The 21,273-nt window shown below is 65.9% G+C and carries 20 protein-coding genes, 1 pseudogene and 1 riboswitch; of the genes and pseudogenes, 6 read left to right on the top strand and 15 right to left on the bottom strand.

Annotation, left to right across the window (positions count from 1 at the left end; genetic code table 11):
* Positions 1-305: 305 nt before the first annotated feature.
* From ASE91_RS01040 to tldD, 11 genes are all read right to left on the bottom strand, one after another.
* Positions 306-707, bottom strand: a complete 402-nt coding sequence (locus ASE91_RS01040) for a DUF3035 domain-containing protein (protein ID WP_055999004.1) — start codon at positions 705-707, stop codon at positions 306-308.
* Positions 700-1,203 carry a signal peptidase II gene (gene lspA, locus ASE91_RS01035; RefSeq protein WP_056622263.1) on the bottom strand — a complete coding sequence of 168 codons (504 nt, stop codon included), beginning with the start codon at positions 1,201-1,203 and terminating at the stop codon, positions 700-702. Before lspA ends, ASE91_RS01040 begins: the two co-directional genes overlap by 8 nt.
* Entirely contained in the window at positions 1,203-4,157 is a 2,955-nt protein-coding gene (gene ileS, locus ASE91_RS01030) for an isoleucine--tRNA ligase (RefSeq protein ID WP_056621922.1), read from the bottom strand. The genes lspA and ileS overlap by 1 nt, the downstream gene beginning before the upstream one ends.
* A 432-nt stretch (positions 4,158-4,589) precedes the next feature.
* Positions 4,590-5,516, bottom strand: a complete 927-nt coding sequence (locus ASE91_RS01025; RefSeq protein WP_056621920.1) for a bifunctional riboflavin kinase/FAD synthetase — start codon at positions 5,514-5,516, stop codon at positions 4,590-4,592.
* Between the two features lie 9 nt (positions 5,517-5,525).
* Positions 5,526-6,722, bottom strand: coding sequence for a dipeptidase (locus ASE91_RS01020; RefSeq protein WP_056621918.1), 1,197 nt, complete (start codon positions 6,720-6,722; stop codon positions 5,526-5,528).
* 45 nt (positions 6,723-6,767) lie between these two features.
* On the bottom strand, positions 6,768-7,247 hold the full coding sequence (locus ASE91_RS01015; RefSeq protein ID WP_056621916.1) for a dihydrofolate reductase: 480 nt from the start codon (positions 7,245-7,247) through the stop codon (positions 6,768-6,770).
* Entirely contained in the window at positions 7,244-8,038 is a 795-nt protein-coding gene (locus ASE91_RS01010) for a thymidylate synthase (protein ID WP_056621914.1), read from the bottom strand. Before ASE91_RS01010 ends, ASE91_RS01015 begins: the two co-directional genes overlap by 4 nt.
* A 339-nt stretch (positions 8,039-8,377) precedes the next feature.
* Positions 8,378-9,742 carry an ammonium transporter gene (locus ASE91_RS01005; protein ID WP_056622261.1) on the bottom strand — a complete coding sequence of 455 codons (1,365 nt, stop codon included), beginning with the start codon at positions 9,740-9,742 and terminating at the stop codon, positions 8,378-8,380.
* Positions 9,743-9,753: 11 nt separating this feature from the next.
* Entirely contained in the window at positions 9,754-10,092 is a 339-nt protein-coding gene (locus ASE91_RS01000) for a P-II family nitrogen regulator (protein WP_055999021.1), read from the bottom strand.
* A 146-nt stretch (positions 10,093-10,238) separates the two neighbouring features.
* Positions 10,239-10,442: a putative signal transducing protein gene (locus ASE91_RS00995; RefSeq protein ID WP_055999024.1), complete on the bottom strand. Its 204-nt coding sequence runs from the start codon at positions 10,440-10,442 to the stop codon at positions 10,239-10,241.
* On the bottom strand, positions 10,442-11,863 hold the full coding sequence (gene tldD, locus ASE91_RS00990) for a metalloprotease TldD (RefSeq protein WP_056621912.1): 1,422 nt from the start codon (positions 11,861-11,863) through the stop codon (positions 10,442-10,444). The genes ASE91_RS00995 and tldD overlap by 1 nt, the downstream gene beginning before the upstream one ends.
* 154 nt (positions 11,864-12,017) lie before the next feature.
* Here tldD and ASE91_RS00985 point away from each other — a divergent pair, with 154 nt between their 5' ends.
* Positions 12,018-12,479 (top strand): hypothetical protein, encoded by a 462-nt coding sequence (locus ASE91_RS00985; protein WP_056621910.1) that lies wholly within the window; start codon positions 12,018-12,020, stop codon positions 12,477-12,479.
* A gap of 299 nt (positions 12,480-12,778) precedes the next feature.
* Here ASE91_RS00985 and ASE91_RS00980 read toward each other — a convergent pair whose 3' ends face one another.
* Positions 12,779-13,006: a zinc-finger domain-containing protein gene (locus ASE91_RS00980; protein WP_056621908.1), complete on the bottom strand. Its 228-nt coding sequence runs from the start codon at positions 13,004-13,006 to the stop codon at positions 12,779-12,781.
* 86 nt (positions 13,007-13,092) lie between these two features.
* Here ASE91_RS00980 and ASE91_RS00975 point away from each other — a divergent pair, with 86 nt between their 5' ends.
* The 3 genes from ASE91_RS00975 to thiC all read left to right on the top strand — a co-directional run bounded on the left by ASE91_RS00975 (position 13,093) and on the right by thiC (position 17,354).
* Entirely contained in the window at positions 13,093-14,028 is a 936-nt protein-coding gene (locus tag ASE91_RS00975) for an ABC transporter ATP-binding protein (protein ID WP_056621906.1), read from the top strand.
* Between the two features lie 108 nt (positions 14,029-14,136).
* Positions 14,137-15,207, top strand: coding sequence for a DNA polymerase IV (dinB, locus tag ASE91_RS00970; protein ID WP_056621904.1), 1,071 nt, complete (start codon positions 14,137-14,139; stop codon positions 15,205-15,207).
* A 121-nt stretch (positions 15,208-15,328) separates the two neighbouring features.
* A riboswitch (TPP riboswitch) is annotated at positions 15,329-15,417 on the top strand.
* Between the two features lie 41 nt (positions 15,418-15,458).
* On the top strand, positions 15,459-17,354 hold the full coding sequence (gene thiC / locus ASE91_RS00965) for a phosphomethylpyrimidine synthase ThiC (protein ID WP_056621902.1): 1,896 nt from the start codon (positions 15,459-15,461) through the stop codon (positions 17,352-17,354).
* A 604-nt stretch (positions 17,355-17,958) separates the two neighbouring features.
* On the opposite strand, the gene ASE91_RS00960 is transcribed toward thiC, so the two are convergent.
* Together ASE91_RS00960 and ASE91_RS00955 are read right to left on the bottom strand one after the other, a co-directional pair.
* Complete coding sequence (locus ASE91_RS00960) at positions 17,959-18,225, bottom strand: Txe/YoeB family addiction module toxin (protein WP_056621900.1); 267 nt, start codon at positions 18,223-18,225, stop codon at positions 17,959-17,961.
* On the bottom strand, positions 18,222-18,476 hold the full coding sequence (locus ASE91_RS00955) for a type II toxin-antitoxin system Phd/YefM family antitoxin (RefSeq protein ID WP_056621898.1): 255 nt from the start codon (positions 18,474-18,476) through the stop codon (positions 18,222-18,224). Before ASE91_RS00955 ends, ASE91_RS00960 begins: the two co-directional genes overlap by 4 nt.
* Positions 18,477-18,565: 89 nt before the next feature.
* On the opposite strand from ASE91_RS00955, the gene ASE91_RS00950 reads away from it, so the two are divergent.
* Entirely contained in the window at positions 18,566-19,474 is a 909-nt protein-coding gene (locus ASE91_RS00950; protein ID WP_056621896.1) for a helix-turn-helix domain containing protein, read from the top strand.
* Positions 19,475-19,743: 269 nt separating this feature from the next.
* A complete protein-coding gene (locus tag ASE91_RS00945; protein ID WP_156357597.1) occupies positions 19,744-21,003 on the top strand; it encodes a hypothetical protein in 1,260 nt (419 codons plus the stop codon).
* A gap of 49 nt (positions 21,004-21,052) precedes the next feature.
* Here ASE91_RS00945 and ASE91_RS00940 read toward each other — a convergent pair.
* Positions 21,053-21,273, bottom strand: a pseudogene (locus tag ASE91_RS00940) (hypothetical protein); the annotation flags it as partial.

Genomic DNA, 21,273 nt, shown 5'->3' with positions numbered 1-21,273 from the left:
TATCGAAGTACCTGCTTCAAGCGGTCCTTCGATACGCCATTTCGACAGGCTCAATGGCTACTCAGGACGAACGGATATCCTCTCCCCGTTAGGTTCGAGCAGCTTCGAGCTTGTCGAGAAGCGGCAGTCGAGAACCTGGTCGTTTGTGGAAACCCCTTCTCGACGTCGGTTCTCGACAAGCTCGAACCTATGCTCGAAGCAAACGGGGATGGTGGCGAAGGCCCAAGGCTCAAGCCCACACAAACCAAAAAGGCCGGCCACCCGACAGGGCGACCGGCCTTTTCGCTTGTCCGAACCCGCAACCCTTACGGCGTGGTCGTCCGCGCGCTCTGTCCGTCGCCGGCAGGAGCGGCGATGATGTCGCGGGTCGTCGACCCCTTGTCGACGACGTTGGTGCCCGGATCGGCCACGGCCGAACGGATGCCGGTATCGGCGTCGGCATTGCCCGCCTGCTCCAGCGTCAGCCGCTCGGTCGCGCTGCGCGGGGCCGGACCGCCGAACAGCGCCTGCATCGCCTGCGTCGATGCGGCGGTGTCCTGCGGACGCGCGGCACCCGGCTGCGGCGGCACCAGCGAATAATCGGGCGGGATCACCAGCGGTGCCTGCCGCGCGACCGCGAATTCGTCGGGGCGCGTCCGGTTGAGGGCATTGCCCTGACACCCGGCAAGGATCAGGCCCAGGCTGCCGAGAACGATGAACTTACGCATTGGCCTTCTCCACAGGAACGTCGGTTTTCGGCTCTCGGGTGAACAATGCCCGGATGAGCAGGATCACGACGCCGATCGAAATCGCCGCATCGGCGAGGTTGAATACCATGAACAGGCTGTACCCGAAAACGTGCAGGTCGGCATAATCGACGACATAGCCGAACCGGATGCGGTCGACGATATTGCCCAGCGCCCCGCCGAGGACCAGCCCCAGCCCGATCAACTCGGGCTTCTGCGTCTCGCGCCGGATCCACACCGCCACACCGGTCGCGATCAACGCGGTCATCGCCACCAGCGCCCAGCGCGCGGTATCGCTGCCCGCCTGCAACAGCCCCAGCGAGACGCCGAAATTCTGCACGAACCGCAGCGTGAAGATCGGCAGCACGTTCAGCTCGGCACCCGGATAGTCGATGCCCATCGGCCCGGTGACCCAGTATTTCACCAGCTGGTCGAACGCGAAGACGGCCAGCGCGATGATGATCGCGACCTTGCGCATCACGCCACCACCGCTGCACAGCGCCCGCACAGGTCGCCGTCGGTCGCCACGTCGGGCAGATGCCGCCAGCAGCGCCCGCACTTCGCTTTTTCGGTCCGGGTCACCGCGATCTCGCCATCGCCCGCCGCGACCTTCGCCACGATGAACAGCTCGGCCAGTTCTTGCGCCGACAGCGGCAGCGCCGGCACGGTCACTTCCGCTTCCAAACTCGACCGCACCGTCTTGGCGCGACGCAGCGGCTCGATCGCCTCGGTGACCTGCTGGCGCAGCCGGCGCACATCGGCCCATTCGGTGCCGAGCGGCTGGTCGGCGGGCAGCGGCGGCACGTCGGGCCATTCGAGCAGATGCACCGATCCATCTTCGCTCGGAAACCGCGCCTGCCACACCTCTTCGGCGGTGAACGCGAGGATCGGCGCGGCATAGCGGACCAGCGCGTGGAACAGGACGTCGAGCACGGTGCGATACGCCCGCCGCCGCACATCGTCGGCCGCGTCGCAATAGAGCGAATCCTTGCGGATATCGAAGAAGAACGCCGACAGATCCTCGTTCGCGAAATCGGTCAGCGCGCGGGCATAGCGATTGAACTCGAACGCTTCCGCCGCATTGCGCAACTCGGTGTCGAGCGACCCCAGCAGATGCAGGACATAGCGTTCCAGCCCCGGCATCTCCGCCACCGGCACCCGCTCGTCCTCGCTAAACCCGTCGAGCGCGCCCAGCATGTAGCGGAAGGTGTTGCGCAGCTTGCGATAGGTATCGCCGGTGCCGGCCAGCACTTCCTTGCCGATCCGCACATCCTCGAAATAATCGGTCTGGGCGACCCACAGGCGCAGGATGTCCGCGCCCGATTCGCCGATCACTTTCAACGGATCGACGACATTGCCGAGCGACTTCGACATTTTCCGGCCATTGCCGTCCAGCGCGAAGCCATGCGTCAGCACCGCCTCATAGGGCGCCTGCCCCCGCGTCCCGCAGCTTTCGAGCAGCGACGACTGGAACCAGCCGCGATGCTGGTCCGACCCTTCGAGATACAGGTTCGCGCGGGTGCCCGCCCCGAACCTTTTCTCGATGGTGAAGACATGGGTACAGCCCGAATCGAACCACACGTCGAGAATGTCGGTTACGACCTCATAATCGGCCAACGCATAGTCCGGCCCCAGCAGCGCCTGATGATCCGCCGCATACCACGCATCGGCCCCGCCCTCGCGAAACGCGGTCAGGATGCGGTCGTTCACCGCTTCGTCGCGCAGATAGTCGCCGGTCACGCGGTTGACGTACAAGGCGATCGGTACGCCCCATGCGCGCTGGCGGCTGATGACCCAGTCGGGCCGCCCCGACACCATCGCCCCGATCCGGTTGCGCCCCTTTTCCGGCACGAACCGCGTGCGTTCGATCGCGTCCAAAGCGATCTCACGCAACGTAGCCCCATTCGACTCCCTCTCCCCTTCAGGGGAGAGGGCCGGGGAGAGGGGAAGTGCGGTAAGGTTGGTTACAGAAAGCAGCGGATCGTCAATCCCCTCTCCCAACCCTCTCCCCTGAAGGGGAGAGGGCTTAGAAGAACGGTCCATCGGAATGAACCACTGCGGCGTCGCCCGGAAAATCACCTTCGCCTTCGACCGCCAGCTATGCGGATAGCTATGCGCAAAGTCGTCCGACGCCGCCAGCAGCGCGCCGCTCAAGCGTAGGTCGCGACAGATCGGCCCTTCCTCCAGCTTGCCGCCACGCCCGGCGGCGACGAACTTCGGGTTGATGACGCTGCCTTCACCGCCCAGCCACGCCCAGTCGTCGCGATACCGCCCATCGCCCTGCACCGCGAACACCGGCTCGATTCCATGCGCCTTGCACAACTCGAAATCGTCCTCGCCATGATCGGGGGCCATATGGACGAGGCCGGTGCCGGCATCGGTCGTCACGAAGTCGCCCGGCAGGAACGGGCGCGGCTTGGCAAAGAACCCGCCGCGCGCGTGCATCGGGTGACGGGCGGTTGCGCCGGCAAGGTCGGAGCCGTTACCAGACCAGTGTTCGGAGATAGCCGTGAAACCGAGACGCTTTTGAGTAGCCGGAATCAATTCCCGAGCGATCAACAGCTTCTTTCCCGAGACCGCGTCCGAATTCTCGAACGAAGCATCAGTAAGCTCCCGCCCATAGCTTGGCGTCAGCAGGACGTACTCAACGTCCGGTCCGTAGGCCAGCGCCTGATTGACTGGAATGGTCCAAGGAGTAGTGGTCCAGATTACGGCGTAGGCACCCGCCAACCAGGGCGCATTCGGCGCTTCCACAATCTCGAACGCCACGTCGATCTGCGTCGACACGACATCCTCATATTCGACCTCGGCCTCGGCCAGCGCGGTCTTTTCGACCGGCGACCACATCACCGGCTTGGCCCCGCGATACAGCTGGCCGCTCATCGCGAACTTCAACAATTCCTCGGCGATGGTCGCCTCGGCGTCGAACTTCATGGTGAGGTACGGGTCTTCCCAATCGCCCATGATGCCCAGCCGCTGGAACTGGCCCTTCTGCACCTCGACCCATTTGGCGGCATAGGCGCGGCATTCGGCGCGGAACTCGGCCGGGGGGACCTCGTCCTTGTTGCGCTTCTTGGCGCGATACGCTTCCTCGATCTTCCATTCGATCGGCAGGCCGTGACAGTCCCATCCCGGGATGTACGGCGCATCCTTGCCCATCAGCGACTGGGTGCGGACGACGATGTCCTTCAGCACCTTGTTCATCGCATGGCCCATATGGATGTCGCCATTGGCGTAGGGCGGGCCGTCATGCAGCAGGAACCGCTCGCGTCCCGCCCGCTCGGCGCGCAGCCGCTCGTACAGCCCGATCTTCGCCCAGCGGTCGAGGATCGCCGGTTCCTTGGCGGCAAGGCCGGCCTTCATCGGGAAGTCGGTCTTCGGCAGGAAGACGGTGTCGCGCCAGTCGCGCGGAGTGTCGGGCGTATCGGTCATAGGAATGCCCGCGATTAGCCGATGCGTGGGCGCACGCAAACCGCTTTCCTACACGGGCACCCCGGCGCAGGATCGGAGCGTTCTTTCCATCGTCGATTCCCGCAGCTGCCCGATCCGAAGGGGCAGCAGAAAAGTGGTTCACGCGAAGGCGCGAAGACGCGGAGAAGGTCACCCGCAATGCACCCGCGCGCGACCGGAAGACGCCGTACCCGCTGCAACGACGATCAAGGCCGCTGACGCGGATGCGCTACCCCGAAACGCAACGCCTTCGCGTCTCCGCGCCTTCGCGTGAACCAACCCCTTCTTCCAAACACGACCCGCGCCAACTTCCACCTCCGAAAGTGACGGAACGAGTCAGCAAGTCATTCAAATGATAGGAGTAACAAGCTCGAAACGACGCCGACATCGTGTCAACTTCGTCAACTTCCAAAGCTATGCCAGCACCGCCCGTGCCCGCTCGCAATCGACCGCCATCTGCACCTTCAACGCATCGAGCGACTCGAACTTCGCTTCCGCCCGCAGAAACTCGATCAGCGCGACCTCGATGACCTGTCCATACAGATCGCCCGAGAAATCAAAGAAATACGGCTCGAGCAACTCGATCGGTTCACCCGCGATCGTGGGCCGGATGCCCAGATTCGCCGCACCCTGCAACACTCGCCCATCGGGCAGCCGTCCGGTCACCGCATAGATGCCATAGGCCGGGCGCAGATACTTGCCCATCGACAGGTTGGCGGTCGGATAACCAAGTTGCCGCCCCAGCTGCGCACCCGGCTCGACCCTCCCCTCGACCGCGAACGGCCGGGTCAGCATCGCCGCCGCCTCGCGCGGACGCCCTTCGCGCAAGCAATCGCGGATGCGCGACGACGACACCACCGCCTGTCCGTCACCGACCGGCGCGACCGTTTCGGCGGTGAAGCCTTGGGCGTAGCCCAGCGCCTTCAGCACGCCGACGTCACCGCCGCGCCCTTTGCCAAAGGTGAAGTCGGTGCCGGTCACCACCCCGGCCGCCCCCACCATCGCCGCCAGCCGTTCGACCGCGAACGCCTCCGCCGACAACCCGGCCAGCGCCGCATCGAAGGCGAAGACCAGCATCGCATCGGCCCCGGCGGCGGCGAACAACCGCTCGCGCTGGTCGAGATTGGTCAGCCGGAACGGCGGCAGATGCGGCTGGAAATACCGGCGCGGATGCGGATCGAACGTCGCGACGATCGCCGGCCGCCCTTCGGCCCGCGCGCGTGCGACGACGCGGGCAACCACCGCCTGGTGCCCGGCATGAAAGCCGTCGAAATTGCCGAGCGCGACGATCCCCCCGCGCATCGCCGCCGGAACCGCCGCGCCTCCGTCGAGACGCTGCATCGCCGCCCCCTAGCGTCCGGCGGGCGCGGACGAAAGGGGCTGCATGCCGGCGCGCAATACGCGCAACGCATTGCCGCCCATGACCTTGTCGATCTCGCCCTGGTTCAGCCCCGCCTTTTGCAGCGCCTCGGCAACCAATCCAACCCATGCGGTGTCGAAGCCGGTCGTCACCGCCCCGTCGAAATCGGACCCCAGCGCGACATGATCGATCCCGGCGACGTCGCGGACATGGACGATGGCGCGGGCGATCGCGGCCGGATCGGTCGAACACACCGCGCCCGGCCAATAGCCGATGCCGACGATCCCGCCGGTCCGGGCGATGCCCCGCACCTCGGCATCGGTCAGGTTGCGGTTGATTTTGCACGTCGCCTGCACCCCGCCATGGCTCGACACCACCGGCCGCCGCGCGACCGCCAGCACCTCGGCCAGCGTGGCATGGCTGGCATGGGCGACATCGACGATCATCCCCATCGTCTCCATCCGCGCGACCACCTGCCGCCCGAACGAGGTCAGCCCGCGCTTCGCCTCGCCGTGCATCGATCCGGCGACCTCATTGTCGTAGAAATGGGTCAGCCCCGCCATCCGGAACCCGCTGCGATACAGCCGGTCGAGATTGCCGAGATTTCCCTCCAGCCCGTTCAGCCCCTCGACCGACAGCATCCCCCCGACCGGCCGCACCGGCCCGCCGGCCGCGCGTGCCGCCAGCAGCGCGTCGAGGCCCGCCGGCGTGGTCACCACCCGCAACTGTCCGCCCGACGCCCGCGCCGCCCGCCGCAGCCGCGTGGCATGCCATAGCGACCGGTTGAGCAGCGACCCCCAGGTTCGCACCGGCTGCAACTGCGCGATCACCAGCGGGGTGATATTGTCGCTGTCGCCGTCATTGGCGTCGTAATTCTGCCCGCGCGGCGTCTTCGTCACCGACGAAAAGATCTGGAGCGCGACATTGCCCTCCTGCAATCGCGGCAGGTCGACCTGCCCGCGCGTCGCCCGCGTCAGCAGATCGCGCGACCACAGCAGCGTGTCGGCATGCAGGTCGACGATCGGGCCGGCAAAGCTTGGGCGGGGCGAGGTCGCGATCCGTTTGGCCAGCGCCGCCGACGGCTCGACCTTGTTCATCGATCGCTCGACGATGCCCGGCATCAGCGCGAAAAAGGCAGCCGCCAGCACCGCCAGCAACGCGACGCCCCACCAAACCGCCTTACGCATCCGTCGTTTAACCCCTGCGGTGCCGGATTCGGCACCGACGGTCCCTTACGCGGTCGGGGCCGGGCGGAGCAATGTGACGAAGCTGTAGGCCGGACGATCTCCCTCGGCACTGTGGTCCTCGCGCCACGCTTCATGCCAGCCGGTAAATGGCGGCACGACCGCATCGCCCGCAGGTGCCGCATGGACCTCGGTCAACTCGATCCGTTCGATCCGGGACAGCAGCAGCGCGAGGATTTCCGCGCCGCCGATCACTGCGGCATCCGGTCCGGCCAGCGCCAGCGCCGCGTCGGGATCGTGCGCGACCTCCGCCCCCGCTGCCTGCCACCCCGGCGAGCGGGTCAGCACGATATGCCGGCGTCCGGGCAGCGGCGACGGAAAGCTCTCGAACGTCTTGCGGCCCATCACTATCGCCCGACCCATCGTCAGCGCCTTGAACCGCTTCAGATCGGCCGGCAGGTGCCAAGGGAGCCCGCCGTCGACGCCGATCACGCCATTGTCGGCGCGGGCGAGGATCGCATCGATCATATCGCCACCGCCGCTTTGATATGCGGTTGTGCGACATAGTCGTGCAGTACGAAATCCTCGAGCGCGTAGCCGTCGATCGCGTCGGGCCGCCGCGCGATCTCCAGCCGGGGCAGCGCGCCGGGCGTCCGCGTCAGCTGCTCGCGCGCCTGATCGAGATGGTTTTCGTACAGATGGCAATCGCCGCCGGTCCAGATGAACTCGCCTACGCCCAAATCGCATTGCTGCGCGAGCATATGGGTCAACAGCGCATAGCTGGCGATATTGAACGGCACGCCGAGGAAGATGTCGGCGCTACGTTGATACAGCTGCAACGACAGCTTGCCATTGGCGACATGGGTCTGGAACAGGCAGTGGCAGGGCGACAGCGCCATCGCGTGCACCTCGCCCGGATTCCACGCGGTCACGATCTGCCGGCGCGAGGCGGGGTTGGTGCGGATCGTCGCGATCAGCTCCGCGATCTGGTCGATATGCCGCCCGTCCGCCGCCTTCCAGTCGCGCCATTGCTTGCCGTAAACCGGGCCGAGATCGCCATTTGCATCGGCCCATTCGTCCCAGATGCTCACCCGCTGCTCCTGCAACCACCGCACATTGGTGTCGCCGCGCAGGAACCACAGCAATTCGATGATGATCGAGCGCAGATGCAGTTTTTTGGTCGTCAGCGCCGGAAAGCCGGCGGACAGGTCGAAGCGCATCTGGTGCCCGAACACCGACCGGGTGCCGACTCCGGTGCGGTCGTCGGTCGGCACGCCATGGTCTAGGGCGCGCTGCATCAGGTCGAGATAGGGGGTCATAAGCGCCGTCTTTAGGCCGCAAAACAGGGGAAGGAAACGGGTTCACGCGAAGGCGCGAAGACGCGGAGGAGTTGCGCTTGCTGCACCGTCCCCCGCGCCAGCGGCCACATTCCAGGCTGCCAGCGGGCGAACTGGTAGCGCTGACGCGCATCAGCACCAGCAAGCGCACCCCCTCCGCGTCTTCGCGCCTTCGCGTGAACCCCTTTCTGCTTTTTCCCCCCGCCGATGAAACACAAAAAAAGGGCCGATGCGTTTCCGCACCGGCCCAGGGGTTTTCCGCAGGAGGAAAGTGGTGACCGGACGGCAGGGGACTAGGCCGCCGCCCGGAAGAGGAGAAACTCAGTAGTTGTAGGCGCGCTCGCCATGCTCGCCGAGGTCGAGACCTTCCAGTTCGACTTCCTTCGAGACCCGGCCACCGGTCAGCGCCTTGGCAACGAACCATGCGATCGCGGTACCGACCGACGCCCAGACGATAGTCACGATCACCGCGAACACCTGTACGCCGAGCTTGGCACCCATGTCGTAGTCGGCCGCACCCGGGCCACCCAGCGACGGGGCATAGACCACCGCGGTACCGATCGCGCCGATGATACCGCCGACGCCATGAATGCCGAACGCGTCGAGCGAGTCGTCATAGCCGAGCTTCGGCTTGAGCACCGTCACCGCGAAGAAGCAGACGACCGAGGCAATGGCACCCAGCACGATCGCACCGAACGGACCCGAGTTGCCGGCAGCCGGCGTCACCGCGACCAGCCCGGCGATGATGCCCGAGCAGAAGCCGAGCGCCGAACCCTTATGCCCCGAGAACTTCTCGGCCAGCATCCAGAACAGCCCGGCCGAAGCGGTGGCGACGAAGGTGTTGATCATGGCGAGACCGGCGGTGCCGTTGGCTTCGAGCGCCGAGCCGGCGTTGAAGCCGAACCAGCCCACCCACAGCAGCCCGGTGCCGACCATGGTCAGCGTCAGCGAGTGCGGTGCCATGCGCTCGGTCGGGAACCCGATCCGCTTGCCCAGCAGGATGGCGAGCACCAGCGACGATACGCCGGCGTTGATGTGGACGACGGTGCCACCGGCAAAGTCGAGCGCACCCGCCTTGAAGAAATAGCCGCTGGTCGCCCATACCATGTGCGCGATCGGGAAATAGGTGATCGTCAGCCAGACGATGGCGAAGACCATGACCGCGGCGAACTTGATCCGTTCGACCACCGATCCCAGCACCAGCGCGATCGTGATCGCGGCAAAGGTCATCTGGAAGCAGATAAAGACATATTCGGGGATTTCGACGCCGACGGTGAAGGTCGCCGCCTGCGACGCGGCGGTGACGCCCGACAGGAACGCCTTGCCCGGGCTGGCGATGAAGCCCGACAGCGTCGCGTTCGCGACGTCGGGACCGAAGGCCAGCGAATAGCCGTACATCACCCAGATGAGCATCGCGAGCGACGCGACCGCGCCGATCTGCGTCATCACCGACAGCATGTTCTTGGTCCGGGTCAGACCGCCATAGAACAGCGCGAGGCCGGGGACGATCATCATCAGCACGAGGACGGTCGACACCATCATCCATGCCGTGTCGCCCTTGTTCACCGTCGCGACCGGCGCGGCGGCGGCGGCCGGCGCCTGCAGCGCCGCGTCCTGCGCCCATGCGGGCAGCGCGGCGAACAGGCCGAGCGCGGCCCCCGCCATCAATGTCTTCGGATGTTGCATGATGCCCCCCATCACAGCGCGGTCAGGTCGGTTTCGCCGGTGCGGATCCGCACCGCCTGTCCGACGTCGAGAACGAAGATCTTGCCATCGCCGATCGCGCCGGTGTTGGCGGCGGCCTGCACCGCTTCGACAACGCGCGCGGCGATGTCGGCATCGCACACGACCTCGATCTTGATCTTGGGCACCATGTTGGTGCTGTATTCCGCGCCGCGATAGATTTCGGTCTGGCCCTTTTGCCGGCCGAATCCCTTGACCTCGGTCACGGTCATGCCCGCGACGCCGATCTCGGTCAGTGCTTCGCGTACCTCATCCAGCTTGAATGGCTTGATGATGGCGATGACTAATTTCATGTCGCCCCCTCGTCGCATGATTGCTCATGAGGGAGCTCTGCATCCTTCGTGCCAAACAGGATTCTACTGGTTTTACGCCGGTTAGCGGCTTGGCAATATGGTTACCGAGCGGTTAATTTGTGCAGCGCCGCACGATTGCCCGTTTTTCAGGCAGCACGATCGATGATCCGGCGGGCATCGGACAAGTCGTCGGCATCGACCATCACCCGGACCGGGATCAACAGCCAGCTGCCGTCGCCGATGCTCGCCTCGCCATCGAACGCCACCGCCGGAATGCCTTCGCTCGTCAGCCGCCCGACGATGATCTGGGCTTCGACGCGCGGAAAGCGGCCGAGTTCCGCAAGCGCCATCAGGCGGTGCCGCCGACGGTCAGCCCGTCGATCAGCAAGGTCGGCTGTCCAACGCCCGCCGGCACCGACTGCCCGGATTTGCCGCACATGCCGACGCCCTCGTCGAGCGCGAAGTCGTTGCCGATGCCGCGCACCTGTTTCAGCACCTCCGGCCCATCGCCGATCAGCGTCGCGCCCTTGATCGGGTCCCCGATCCGGCCATTCTCGACCCGATAGGCTTCGGTGCAGGAAAACACGAACTTGCCCGACACGATGTCGACCTGCCCGCCGCCGAAGGATTTGGCGAAGATGCCGTTCTTCACCCGCGACAGCAGCTCGGCAGGATCGTCCTTGCCGCCCGACAGGAAGGTGTTGGTCATGCGCGGCATCGGCGCGTGCGAGAAGTCCTGACGCCGGCCATTGCCGGTCGGCGCGACGCCCATCAGCCGCGCGTTCAGCCGGTCGTGGATATAGCCTTTGAGGATGCCGTCCTCGATCAGGATATTTTCCTGGGTCGGCGTGCCCTCGTCGTCGATCGACAGCGATCCGCGCCGGTCGGCGATCGACCCGTCGTCGATCACCGTCACACCGGGAGCCGCCACCCGCTCGCCGATCCGCCCCGAAAAGGCGCTGGTGCCCTTGCGGTTGAAATCGCCCTCCAGCCCGTGGCCGATCGCCTCGTGCAGCAGGATGCCGGGCCAGCCATTGCCGAGCAGCACCGTCATCTCGCCCGCCGGCGCGTCGACCGCCTCCAGATTGACCAGCGCCTGCGCCAGCGCGACGTCGATCGCACGGTTCCACGTCTCGGGCGCGAACAGCGAATCGTACAGATAGCGCCCACCGATGCCGTAGCTGCCCGTTTCGCGCCGTCCGTTCGATTCGACCACGATCGACACGTTCATCCGCACCAGCGGGCGGACGTCGGTGGCGACGAATCCATCGGGACGGACGATTTCGACCACCGTCCACGACCCGAGCAGGCTGGCCGAGACCTGGCAGACGCGCGGATCGCGCGCACGGGCGGCGGCGTCGATCGACTGGCACAACGCGACCTTGTCGGCAAAGGGGATCAGGTCGAGCGGATCGGCGGCGGTATAGAGATGCCGGTTGTTGCCGCGCGGCGGCGGTGCCTTGGCCCCCCTGGCCGGATCGATCAGCGCCATCGTTTCGCCCGCGCGGCGGATCGCCGCTTCGGACAGTTCGTTGGCATGGGCGAACGCGGTCGTCTCCCCCGACACCGCGCGCAGGCCGAAGCCGGCATGGGTGTCGTACGACGCGGTCTTCAACCGGCCATCGTCGAACCCGAACGCCTCGGAGCGGCGATACTGGAGATAGAGTTCGCCATCCTCGGCGTGTCGCAGCGTCTCCTGCGTGGCGCGAAGGGCGGCGGCGGGGTCGAGGTCGCCGGCATAGAGGTACGAGCGGGGATCGGTCGGGGTCATTGGTGGAATATAGGGTGGCGGTGGCGTGGGGGAATGGGGGAACAGAGTTGGCGCAGAATGCGCAGGACGTGCGACACGGCGCACATCAGCGACCCAGATGACTCTTCGTATCTATTTGGGCATTGCAGGAAACCATCGATAGGCGGAGTGCCATGTGACCACTATTTTGCTGAACGCTTATGGTGAGCCATTCGACCCCGGTCCACTCATCGAGGCATGGCATGAAAGCGCGGCTTCTGAGGTCGTCCGCGAGCTGTGGGACAATCTATACCATCAAGGCTCGGTAAACTCGGCGTCCTATGCCGCCGTCCCCGGGATTGTGCGGATGCTGGAACAGGCGGAATTGCCCGATTGGAACGGCTATGCGTTGATTGCTTCGATCGAAGAGGCGCGTCTGGCGGGAGGCAATGTGCCAATGCCGGTCGAACTCGCTGGTGATTACGAAACCGCTTGGAAATCTGCATTGCCGTTGGCGTTGCGCGATCTGCGGGAGGCGCAGGACGACAGCTTGGTGCGCAGTTTGATAACGGTAATAGCGCTGGCGAAGGGACAGCGAACGCTAGCCGCGATCGCACTATGCACTGAGCACGAGCGGATCGCAATGCTCGGCGGATAAGGCGTTGCGCGGCTACGCCGTTCAACGTGCGTGCTTATGCCGGTCCGACCGGGGACGTTCGAAAGAACGTATTGTCAGCGACCGGATAAACCTTCGCCCCAGCGCAGGCTGGGGCCTTTAGCGGCTCCTGTCACGCGTCATCATCGGGAGATCCCAGCCTTCGCTGGAATGACGTTCGGAGAGACGGGAGGGAGTTCAGCACCGCCGCGGCAAAGCCGCGTCGTCAGTCGGCAGGCAAAGGCGAGCTTGCCCGCCGCCGGCCGGGCGGGCCATGCTGGTCGTCCGAACTGCGTTCGGCCTTACCGGCCCGCGCCGTCCCCATGATCCTTCAGCTTGCTCTGGTCCGCCCCATCGGCCGGACCACCGATCAGCACGAAGCGCCGGTCGCAATAGCCGCAATCGACGTAGCCCGTTTCGTCGATCTGCAACCACACGCGCGGGTGGCCGAGCGCGGCGGCGATTTCGCCGGAGCCGTCGCAGGCGACGCGAGGGGTGGAGACGCGGAGGAGTTCGGGCGGGGGCAGCATGGTTCCTGCGATAGCAATGCCGCGAAGGCTCGACAAGTTGGATCGGTGCTTGGCTTGGGGCCGGGGCGGGCGTATCGGCGGACCCTATGGAAACCCAAGCCGCCATCTCGATCCGCGACCTGTGCAAGACCTATGCCGCCGGAAAGGGCGGGGCACCGGCCAAGGTCGCACTCGACGGCGTGTCGTTCGATGTGCCGCGTGGCCAGATCTTCGGTCTGCTCGGCCCCAACGGCGCGGGCAAGTCGACGCTCATCAACACGCTGGCGGGACTCGTCAACAAGACCGGCGGCAGCGCGTCGATCTGGGGCTTCGACATCGACCAGCATCCGCGCAATGCCAAGGCGTCGATCGGTATCGTCAATCAGGAAATCCTGTTCGACCCGTTCTTCACCCCTGCCGAGACGCTGGAAATTCAGGCCGGCCTGTACGGCGTGCCGAAGGCGAAACGCCGCACGATGGACCTGCTGCGCGCGGTGCATCTGGAGGACAAGGCCAACGCCTATGCCCGCACCCTGTCGGGGGGCATGAAGCGGCGATTGATGGTGGCCAAGGCGATGGTCCATTCGCCGCCGGTGCTGGTGCTCGACGAACCGACCGCCGGCGTCGATATCCAGCTTCGCCAGCAGCTATGGGACTATGTCCGCGAACTCAATGCCGACGGCGTGACGGTGGTGCTGACGACCCACTATCTGGAAGAGGCGGAGCAGTTGTGCGACCGCATCGCCATCATCAACCATGGCCGCGTCGTCGCCAACCAGCCGACCCGCGAATTGCTGGGCATGGCGCAGGAAAAGGCGGTCGAACTGACGCTCGATCGCGACCTCGCCGAGCTACCCGCCGCCGGGGTATTCGAGAAGGTCGAGCGCAAGGGCGACCGGCTGCTCGCGATCACCTATCGCAAGGATGTGGCGAACGCCGGTGAGGTGTTGGCGGCGGTCGCGGCGCAAGGGTACGGCATCGTCGACGTCGTGACACGCGAGGCGGACCTCGAGGACGTGTTCCTCAACCTGACGAACAACTGAGTCGCTTACTCCCCTTCCAGGGAGGGGAGTAGGCACATTCGCCTTTTGTTCTTGCGCCACGCCGCGCCGCAGGGCAAACCCATCCGCAGGCCATTGTAAACCCGCGAGATGTCGGACCTCACCCGCAAGATCATCCACATCGACATGGACGCCTTTTTCGCGTCGGTCGAGCAGCGCGATGCGCCTGAGCTTAAAGGAAAGCCGGTCGCGGTCGGCGGGTCGAGCGGGCGTGGCGTGGTCGCCGCCGCATCCTATGAAGCGCGCGTGTTCGGCGTGCGCAGCGCGATGCCGTCGGTCACCGCGATCCGGCGTTGCCCCGACCTGATCTTCGTCCGTCCCCGCTTCGAGGTGTACAAGGCGGTCAGCGGCCAGATCCGCGACATCTTTCTCGACTATACCGATCTGGTCGAGCCGCTGTCGCTCGACGAGGCCTATCTTGACGTCACCGCCAACCGGCGCGGCCTGCCCAGCGCCACCGCGACCGCGGAGGAAATCCGCGCGCGCATCCTGGCGGTCACCGGCCTCACTGCATCGGCGGGGATCAGCTACAACAAATTCCTCGCCAAACTGGCGTCCGACATGAACAAGCCCAATGGCCAGTTCGTCATTCCGGTAAAGGCCGGCCCGCGCGTCGTCGCGTCGCTGCCGGTCGGCAAGTTCCACGGCATCGGCCCCAAGACGGTCGAGCGGATGGAGGCGCTGGGCATCCGCACCGGCGCCGATCTGGCGGGCTGGACGCTGCCCGACCTGCAACGCACATTCGGCAAGGCGGGCAGCTGGTATCACGGCATCGCCCGCGCCGAGGACCACCGCCCGGTCCGCCCCAACCGCGTGCGCAAATCGTCGGGCTCCGAAACCACCTTCCATAGCGACCTGACCGACGCGCAAGCGATCGAGGAACGCGTGCTGGCGATGGCCGACGACGTCTGGGACTGGGTGGAGAAGACCGGACAGCATGGCCGCACCGTCACCGTAAAGGCGAAATACGCCGATTTCCGCATCGTCACCCGCAGCCGCACGCTGGGCGCCCCGGTCCGCGACCGCGCGACGCTGCACGCCACCGCGCGCGGGCTGATCGCGACGCTCTATCCCTTGCGCATGGGGTTGCGGCTGGTCGGGGTGACCATGGCCGGCTTCGGTGCGGGCGAGCCGCCCAGCGGGCAGCTCGACCTGTTGTAGCGGCGGGGCGGCACCCCAGCCGACCATCGTCCTTCTGGCGAAGGCCGGAAGGATGGCGGATCGTCGCCGGCCCGTACCATTGCTTTGACGCCCGCCCGCAACGCGCCTACAACCGCACCGTCCCCGGGGGAGCGTTCCGTCACGCTTGAGAGGAAGGCCGCAGCCTTCGACCCGCTGAACCTGATCCGGCTGACACCGGCGTAGGGAGGGCGCGGTCACGACAATTCCGCCCCCTCCGCATGGAGTGGAATATGGCAGACATCCCCGCAAAGACCGAAATCGGCGTCACCACCGGCCCGATCCGTGGCAGCCGCAAGGTGCATATCGGCCCCCTGAACGTCGCGATGCGCGCGATCGACCTCGACCCGTCTTGCGGAGAACCGCCGCTCAACGTCTATGACACGTCGGGGCCGTACACCGACCCCAATGCCCGCATCGACATCATGGCCGGCCTGCCGCAGCTGCGCCGCGACTGGATCATGGCCCGCGGCGACGTCGAAAGCTACGACGCCCGCGAACTGCGCCCCGAGGATAACGGCCAGCTCGGCCCCGACCGCTCGGGCGGCGTCCAGCCCTTTCCGAACGTCGTCAAGCGCCCCTTGCGCGCCAAGGCCGGCGCGAACGTCAGCCAGATGCACTATGCCCGGCGCGGCATCATCACGCCGGAAATGGAATATGTCGCGACCCGCGAAAATCTCGGTCGCGAAATGCTGCGCGACTATGTCCGCGACGGCGAGAGCTTCGGCGCGGCGATCCCCGATTACGTGACCCCCGAATTCGTCCGCGACGAAGTGGCGCGCGGCCGGGCGATCATTCCCAACAACATCAACCACCCCGAAACCGAACCGATGGCGATCGGTCGCAATTTCCTCGTCAAGATCAACGCGAACATCGGCAACAGCGCGGTCGCATCGAACGTCGCCGCCGAAGTCGACAAGCTGGTCTGGTCGATCCGCTGGGGTGCCGACACGGTCATGGACCTGTCGACCGGGCGCAACATCCACGACACCCGCGAATGGATCCTGCGCAACTCGCCGGTGCCGATCGGCACGGTGCCAATCTATCAGGCGCTGGAAAAGGTCGGCGGCATCGCCGAGGAACTGACGTGGGAGATCTTCCGCGACACGCTGATCGAACAGGCCGAACAGGGCGTGGATTACTTCACCATCCATGCCGGCGTCCGCCTGCCCTACATCCCGATGACCGCGAAGCGCGTGACCGGCATCGTGTCGCGCGGCGGGTCGATCATGGCGAAATGGTGCCTCGCCCATCACCGCGAATCGTTCCTCTACGAACATTTCGACGAGATCACGGAGATCATGAAGGCGTATGACATCGCCTATTCGCTGGGCGATGGTCTCCGCCCCGGTTCGATCGCCGATGCCAATGACGAAGCGCAGTTCAGCGAGCTCTTCACGCTCGGCGAACTGACCCACCGCGCCTGGGCGCAGGACGTGCAGGTCATGATCGAAGGCCCCGGCCATGTGCCGATGCACAAGATCAAGGAGAATATGGAAAAGCAGCTGCAGGTCTGCGGCGAAGCGCCCTTCTATACCCTCGGGCCGCTCACCACCGACATCGCGCCGGGCTACGACCATATCACCAGCGGCATCGGCGCGGCGATGATCGGCTGGTACGGCACGGCGATGCTCTGCTACGTCACGCCCAAGGAGCATCTGGGCCTGCCCGACCGCGACGATGTAAAGGTCGGCGTGGTCACCTACAAGCTCGCCGCCCATGCCGCCGATCTGGCCAAGGGCCATCCGGCCGCACAGATGCGCGACGACGCCCTGTCGCGCGCCCGCTTCGACTTCCGCTGGCGCGACCAGTTCAACCTGTCGCTCGACCCCGACACGGCGGAATCCTACCACGACCAGACCTTGCCGGCCGAAGGCGCCAAGACCGCGCATTTCTGTTCGATGTGCGGTCCAAAATTCTGCTCGATGAAGATCACGGCCGAAGTCCGCGAATTCGCCGCCAAGCAGAACGCCCCGGCCGACACCTTCCTCGCCGCCGACAAGGCGGATGCGGACCGCGCGCTGTTCGCCAACGGCCCCGCCTCGGTAGCGGCGGCCGAGGCCGGCATGGCGGAAATGAGCGAGAAGTTCCGCGAGAAGGGCAGCGAGGTGTACCTGCCAGCGGAGTAATCGGACTAAAAACTCCTCCCCGCTATGCGGGGAGGGGAACCATGNTCCCGCCGGCCTTCAGTTTATGCGTAAAGGATCAACGTCCAAACGCTGGTACCATCATCAGTTGGAGGAATGCGATGCCCCTGCGCGATGTATGTAGGGGAACCGGACGCTCCATGACGCCAGTATCCGGTTTCCGGGCAGTAATCACCGATGTCGACCATCGTTCCCAGTTTCACGCGCCCGTTAGTCATGCTTTGTCGCCTCTGTTGAGAATGAGTGCAACGTCGGATGCGCGCGTTGACTCTTATGTGAGGGCAACTAAGGTTCAACCTCGTTCTCCAGAGCGAGGTAGGCATCCGCCTCCAGCTTGCACCACCTCCGGCAAGAGGTGGTGCAACGCTGATACAGTCGAGCAGTTACTTTAAAGAACGTTACGCAAGCCCCGCTGCGCGGGGGAGTTGTGCCCGCACGACTGTGCATCGAAGCGTCAACGGGGCGATCACCGCTATGCGGTGGAGCCATTCAGCTTCGACATTGGTAAGGTGTCAGAAACTAAATCGCGGTGCAAGTGTTAGAAGCCTCAACGTTCGGTTATTTTGATCGTTGTGGTTCTTTAAGCTCAATAATGATACCGGCACTGCGCCACCTCCAGCATCTGCATCTCGCCCGACCCGGCCTCTCGATACACCAACCGATGCTCATGGCTGATCCGACGCGACCACCAGCCAGACAGGTTTCCGCCCAGCGGCTCGGGCTTGCCCGTTCCCTTGAACGGATGCCGCCGACATTCCTCGATCAGCGCGTTGCACTTGGCGAACAGCTTCGGATCGGTCGCGTGCAGGTCGAGATACTCCGCCCACGACTTCGACGAAAACCGGACGTTCACGGCTGAATCAGGTCGTGGACCTCGCCACCGCCGGCTTCCAGTTCGGCGATGCTCTCCAACAACCGCTCCGCATTCTTCGGTGACCGCAGCAAATACAGCGTTTCCTCGATCGACGCCCATTCGCTGGCCGAAATCATCACGACGCCCTCGCCGCGCCGACGGGTGATCGCCACCGGCACCCGGTCGGTGACGACCCGGTCCACGACCGATTTCAGGTTGGCGCGTGCAGCGGAAAGGCTGATCGATTCCATCCGTCGAATGTATCCAAAACAACGCTCGCAGCAAAGCTAACCCCAAAAACCACTGTCCTACAAGTTCCCAATATGTTCCCCTCCCGCCCATGCGCAACCAAAGCCAGCTCTCCGAGCATTCGCCCGCGCCCTTCCCGGCGCACGCCCCCTCGAACCTGACCGTTCCGTCCGAGACACCCTATCTCGACGCCAACGGCTATGACCCCGCCGACTATCAATGGGTCCCCGTCCGCCGCAAACCGCGCAGCGACGGCTGGTCCGATAAGAAACAGCGCGATTTCATCGAAACGCTCGCCGATGGCGGGTCGGTCGCCGATGCGGCGCGCGCGGTCGGCATGTCGCCCAGCACCGCCTATCGCCTGCGCCGCTCGCCCGGTGGCGAGGCCTTTGCCCGCGCATGGGATGCGGCGGTGGCGCAGGCGGTGGGGATGCTGGTCGACGTCGCGTTCGACCGGGCGATCAACGGCACCGTCGAACCGGTGCTCGATGCGGAGGGGCGGCGGGTCGGGTCGCGGCATCGCCCCGGCGACCGGATGCTGATGTTCCTGCTCGCCGCCCATTATCCCGACCGCTACGGCAAACAGCAGCGCCGCCGGTCGGCGCGCGGCGAGGCGGAGGCACCGGCGCCAACCCCGACCCCCAGCGTCGCCGAGGCGCTCGACGCGCTCACCCCCGTGCCGCCCGCCGAGCCCGAAAAGCTGATGGCCCCCGCCGATCTCGACGTCGCAATCGAGGTCGCCGACCTGAGCGATGGCAAACTGCCCGGCTGGCTCGACCCCGACCGCCGTCCTGAACCGGTCATGGCACCGGTCGAGCCGCCCATGCCCGAAGCACTGGCGGCGGCATGGGCCGCGCAAGACGACCTGCATCTGTCCGAACCCGGCCCGCTGGGCGAGGCGTTCGAGATCGAACTGGAACTGGCCAAGCGCGGCATCACCGTTCCCCGCCCCAAACGCCCGAAACCGCCACGTGCGGCGCGCAAGACGCGGCGAGTGTGACCTTCGTGACCTTTGGACGGGGCTCCCGGCACAATCCGGCGTCCCGACCCCATGGCAACTGCCCGCGCCCCAAGCGGCCACGCACGGGGCGCACGATGCGGCGAGTGTGACCTTTGTGACCTTTGGACGGGAGGTGGGGCGTCATCCGGCGTCCGCCGCCCGTCCGGATCCTGTCCCGCCTGCCTGCGGCTGCCCGCTTCCCTGAACCGGATACGATGCTATCATCTCCTTGGACCGGCCTCGGGGGCGAGCGCCGGCAGGGGGGTAAGATGAAACGTTCGATCCTGATCGCGGGAATGGCGGCGATGTTGCCTGGGCAGGTGCTGGCGCAGGCGGTGCAGACGACGCAGGCGCCGACGGGCGGCGGGGCGGCGACGCCCGTCGCGCAGGACGCGGTCGCGCCGGTCGACGATCCCAAGGAGATTGCCGAGGATGCCGCGCGCGACCTGACGCCGTCGCGCTTCTACAACCGGCCCGGCGCGACGCGGGCTGATTATGATCTGGCATGGCAGCAATGCCGCCTGATCGCGCGCGGATCGCGCACCCCGGCGGGGACGGTGCCGATGGTCTATAACCCGGCGGTGATCTCGCCGATCGCGGCGGGGGCCGGTGGCCTGCTCGGCGGGCTGATCGCCGGCGCGATCGCGCAGGGGCAGCAGCGGCGGGCGAACCGGCAAAGCTGTTTGCTGATCCGTGGCTGGCGGCTGGTCGAGCGCGACGATGCCGTCGCCGCAAAGATCACGGCGATGCCAGAGGCCGAGCGGATCGCCTATCTCGACCGGCAGATCGGCGAGGCGGAGGTCGCCGGCAAGGTAACCGAGCGCACCGGCTTCACCACGCCGGTCGATCCGTCATGGCGGATCGATGCCCCGCTGACCCTGCCGGGGACGGTGTTTCTGGGGAAGAAGGTCGATGCCGCCGCGCCGTTCGTGCTGGCACCGGGCGAGGCGGCGATCGTCGTCGCCTTTCGCCGGCTGGACGCGGCCAGCGCTGGCCGCTCGGCGCAGTTGCAACTGCTGCGCTACGATGCGGGCAAGCACGACGCGCTGTACCGCCCGCGCGACTGGAAGGCGAAGAACGACCTGACCACCTATGGCGTAACGGTCAACAGCGGCGACCGGAAGTCGCCCTACGAGGTGCAGGTGCTGCGCGTGACGCCGGGCGACTATGTGCTGAACGCGACGTCGGTCGCGAACTTGCCGGTCACCACCACCAACTGCTTCGGTGCGCCGATGGTGCATGTCGAACCGGGACAGGTCGCCTATCTCGGCGACTTCGTGCCCTATCTGAATGCGCGCCATGCCGATGGGAAGCGGTTCGACGGCGTGCTCTTTGCGGGGCAGGGCGAGGATGCGGCCAGGACGCTGGCGACGCGGCAACCTGCGCTGGCGGCGAAGCTGACCAGGGCGCAGTGGCAGAACCGGGCGACCTATGGCTGTGCCGGGATCAGCATGGATCGCTATGACCTGCCGGGCGTGCCCGACCTGCCACCGGTGGTGGCGACGCCGGACGCATCGGTCGCGGGATAGGCAAGGGAACGGTGCCGCACCCCCGCGATCGGGGGTGCGGCGGTTCGGCTTACATCTGGTTGCGGACGGCCTGTTCGACCTGCGCATTGTCGTTGTCGTCGGCCTTGTCGGCGGCGTCCTCGCCCATGTCGCGGACGTTCTCGGCCTGCGCTTCCAGCGCATCCTCGACCTGCTCGTTGCTGGTCAGGTCGGCCTGATCTTCCAGCGCGTCCGCCTTGTTCTCGGTCATCGCCTCGATATTGTCGGCGGCCTTGTCGTCGGCATTGCCGC

It is taken from the genome of Sphingomonas sp. Leaf62, assembly GCF_001421915.1.
Lineage (GTDB): Bacteria > Pseudomonadota > Alphaproteobacteria > Sphingomonadales > Sphingomonadaceae > Sphingomonas.
The sequence above is the reverse complement of the archived record's forward strand: the minus strand, read 5'-3'. Positions and strand labels throughout refer to the sequence as shown.

Excerpts from the sequence above, each read along its gene's own strand:
- ASE91_RS01005 (WP_056622261.1), bottom strand. The coding sequence starts at position 9,742 with ATGCAACATCCGAAGACATTGATGGCGGGGGCCGCGCTCGGCCTGTTC.
- ASE91_RS00975 (WP_056621906.1), top strand. The coding sequence starts at position 13,093 with ATGGAAACCCAAGCCGCCATCTCGATCCGCGACCTGTGCAAGACCTAT.
- ASE91_RS00950 (WP_056621896.1), top strand. The coding sequence starts at position 18,566 with ATGCGCAACCAAAGCCAGCTCTCCGAGCATTCGCCCGCGCCCTTCCCG.
- lspA (WP_056622263.1), bottom strand. The coding sequence starts at position 1,203 with ATGCGCAAGGTCGCGATCATCATCGCGCTGGCCGTCTTCGCGTTCGAC.
- ASE91_RS01000 (WP_055999021.1), bottom strand. The coding sequence starts at position 10,092 with ATGAAATTAGTCATCGCCATCATCAAGCCATTCAAGCTGGATGAGGTA.
- ASE91_RS00945 (WP_156357597.1), top strand. The coding sequence starts at position 19,744 with ATGAAACGTTCGATCCTGATCGCGGGAATGGCGGCGATGTTGCCTGGG.
- thiC (WP_056621902.1), top strand. The coding sequence starts at position 15,459 with ATGGCAGACATCCCCGCAAAGACCGAAATCGGCGTCACCACCGGCCCG.
- ileS (WP_056621922.1), bottom strand. The coding sequence starts at position 4,157 with ATGACCGATACGCCCGACACTCCGCGCGACTGGCGCGACACCGTCTTC.
- ASE91_RS00980 (WP_056621908.1), bottom strand. The coding sequence starts at position 13,006 with ATGCTGCCCCCGCCCGAACTCCTCCGCGTCTCCACCCCTCGCGTCGCC.
- tldD (WP_056621912.1), bottom strand. The coding sequence starts at position 11,863 with ATGACCCCGACCGATCCCCGCTCGTACCTCTATGCCGGCGACCTCGAC.
- ASE91_RS00995 (WP_055999024.1), bottom strand. The coding sequence starts at position 10,442 with ATGGCGCTTGCGGAACTCGGCCGCTTTCCGCGCGTCGAAGCCCAGATC.
- ASE91_RS01015 (WP_056621916.1), bottom strand. The coding sequence starts at position 7,247 with ATGATCGATGCGATCCTCGCCCGCGCCGACAATGGCGTGATCGGCGTC.
- ASE91_RS01010 (WP_056621914.1), bottom strand. The coding sequence starts at position 8,038 with ATGACCCCCTATCTCGACCTGATGCAGCGCGCCCTAGACCATGGCGTG.
- ASE91_RS01025 (WP_056621920.1), bottom strand. The coding sequence starts at position 5,516 with ATGCAGCGTCTCGACGGAGGCGCGGCGGTTCCGGCGGCGATGCGCGGG.
- dinB (WP_056621904.1), top strand. The coding sequence starts at position 14,137 with ATGTCGGACCTCACCCGCAAGATCATCCACATCGACATGGACGCCTTT.
- ASE91_RS01020 (WP_056621918.1), bottom strand. The coding sequence starts at position 6,722 with ATGCGTAAGGCGGTTTGGTGGGGCGTCGCGTTGCTGGCGGTGCTGGCG.
- ASE91_RS01040 (WP_055999004.1), bottom strand. The coding sequence starts at position 707 with ATGCGTAAGTTCATCGTTCTCGGCAGCCTGGGCCTGATCCTTGCCGGG.
- ASE91_RS00955 (WP_056621898.1), bottom strand. The coding sequence starts at position 18,476 with ATGGAATCGATCAGCCTTTCCGCTGCACGCGCCAACCTGAAATCGGTC.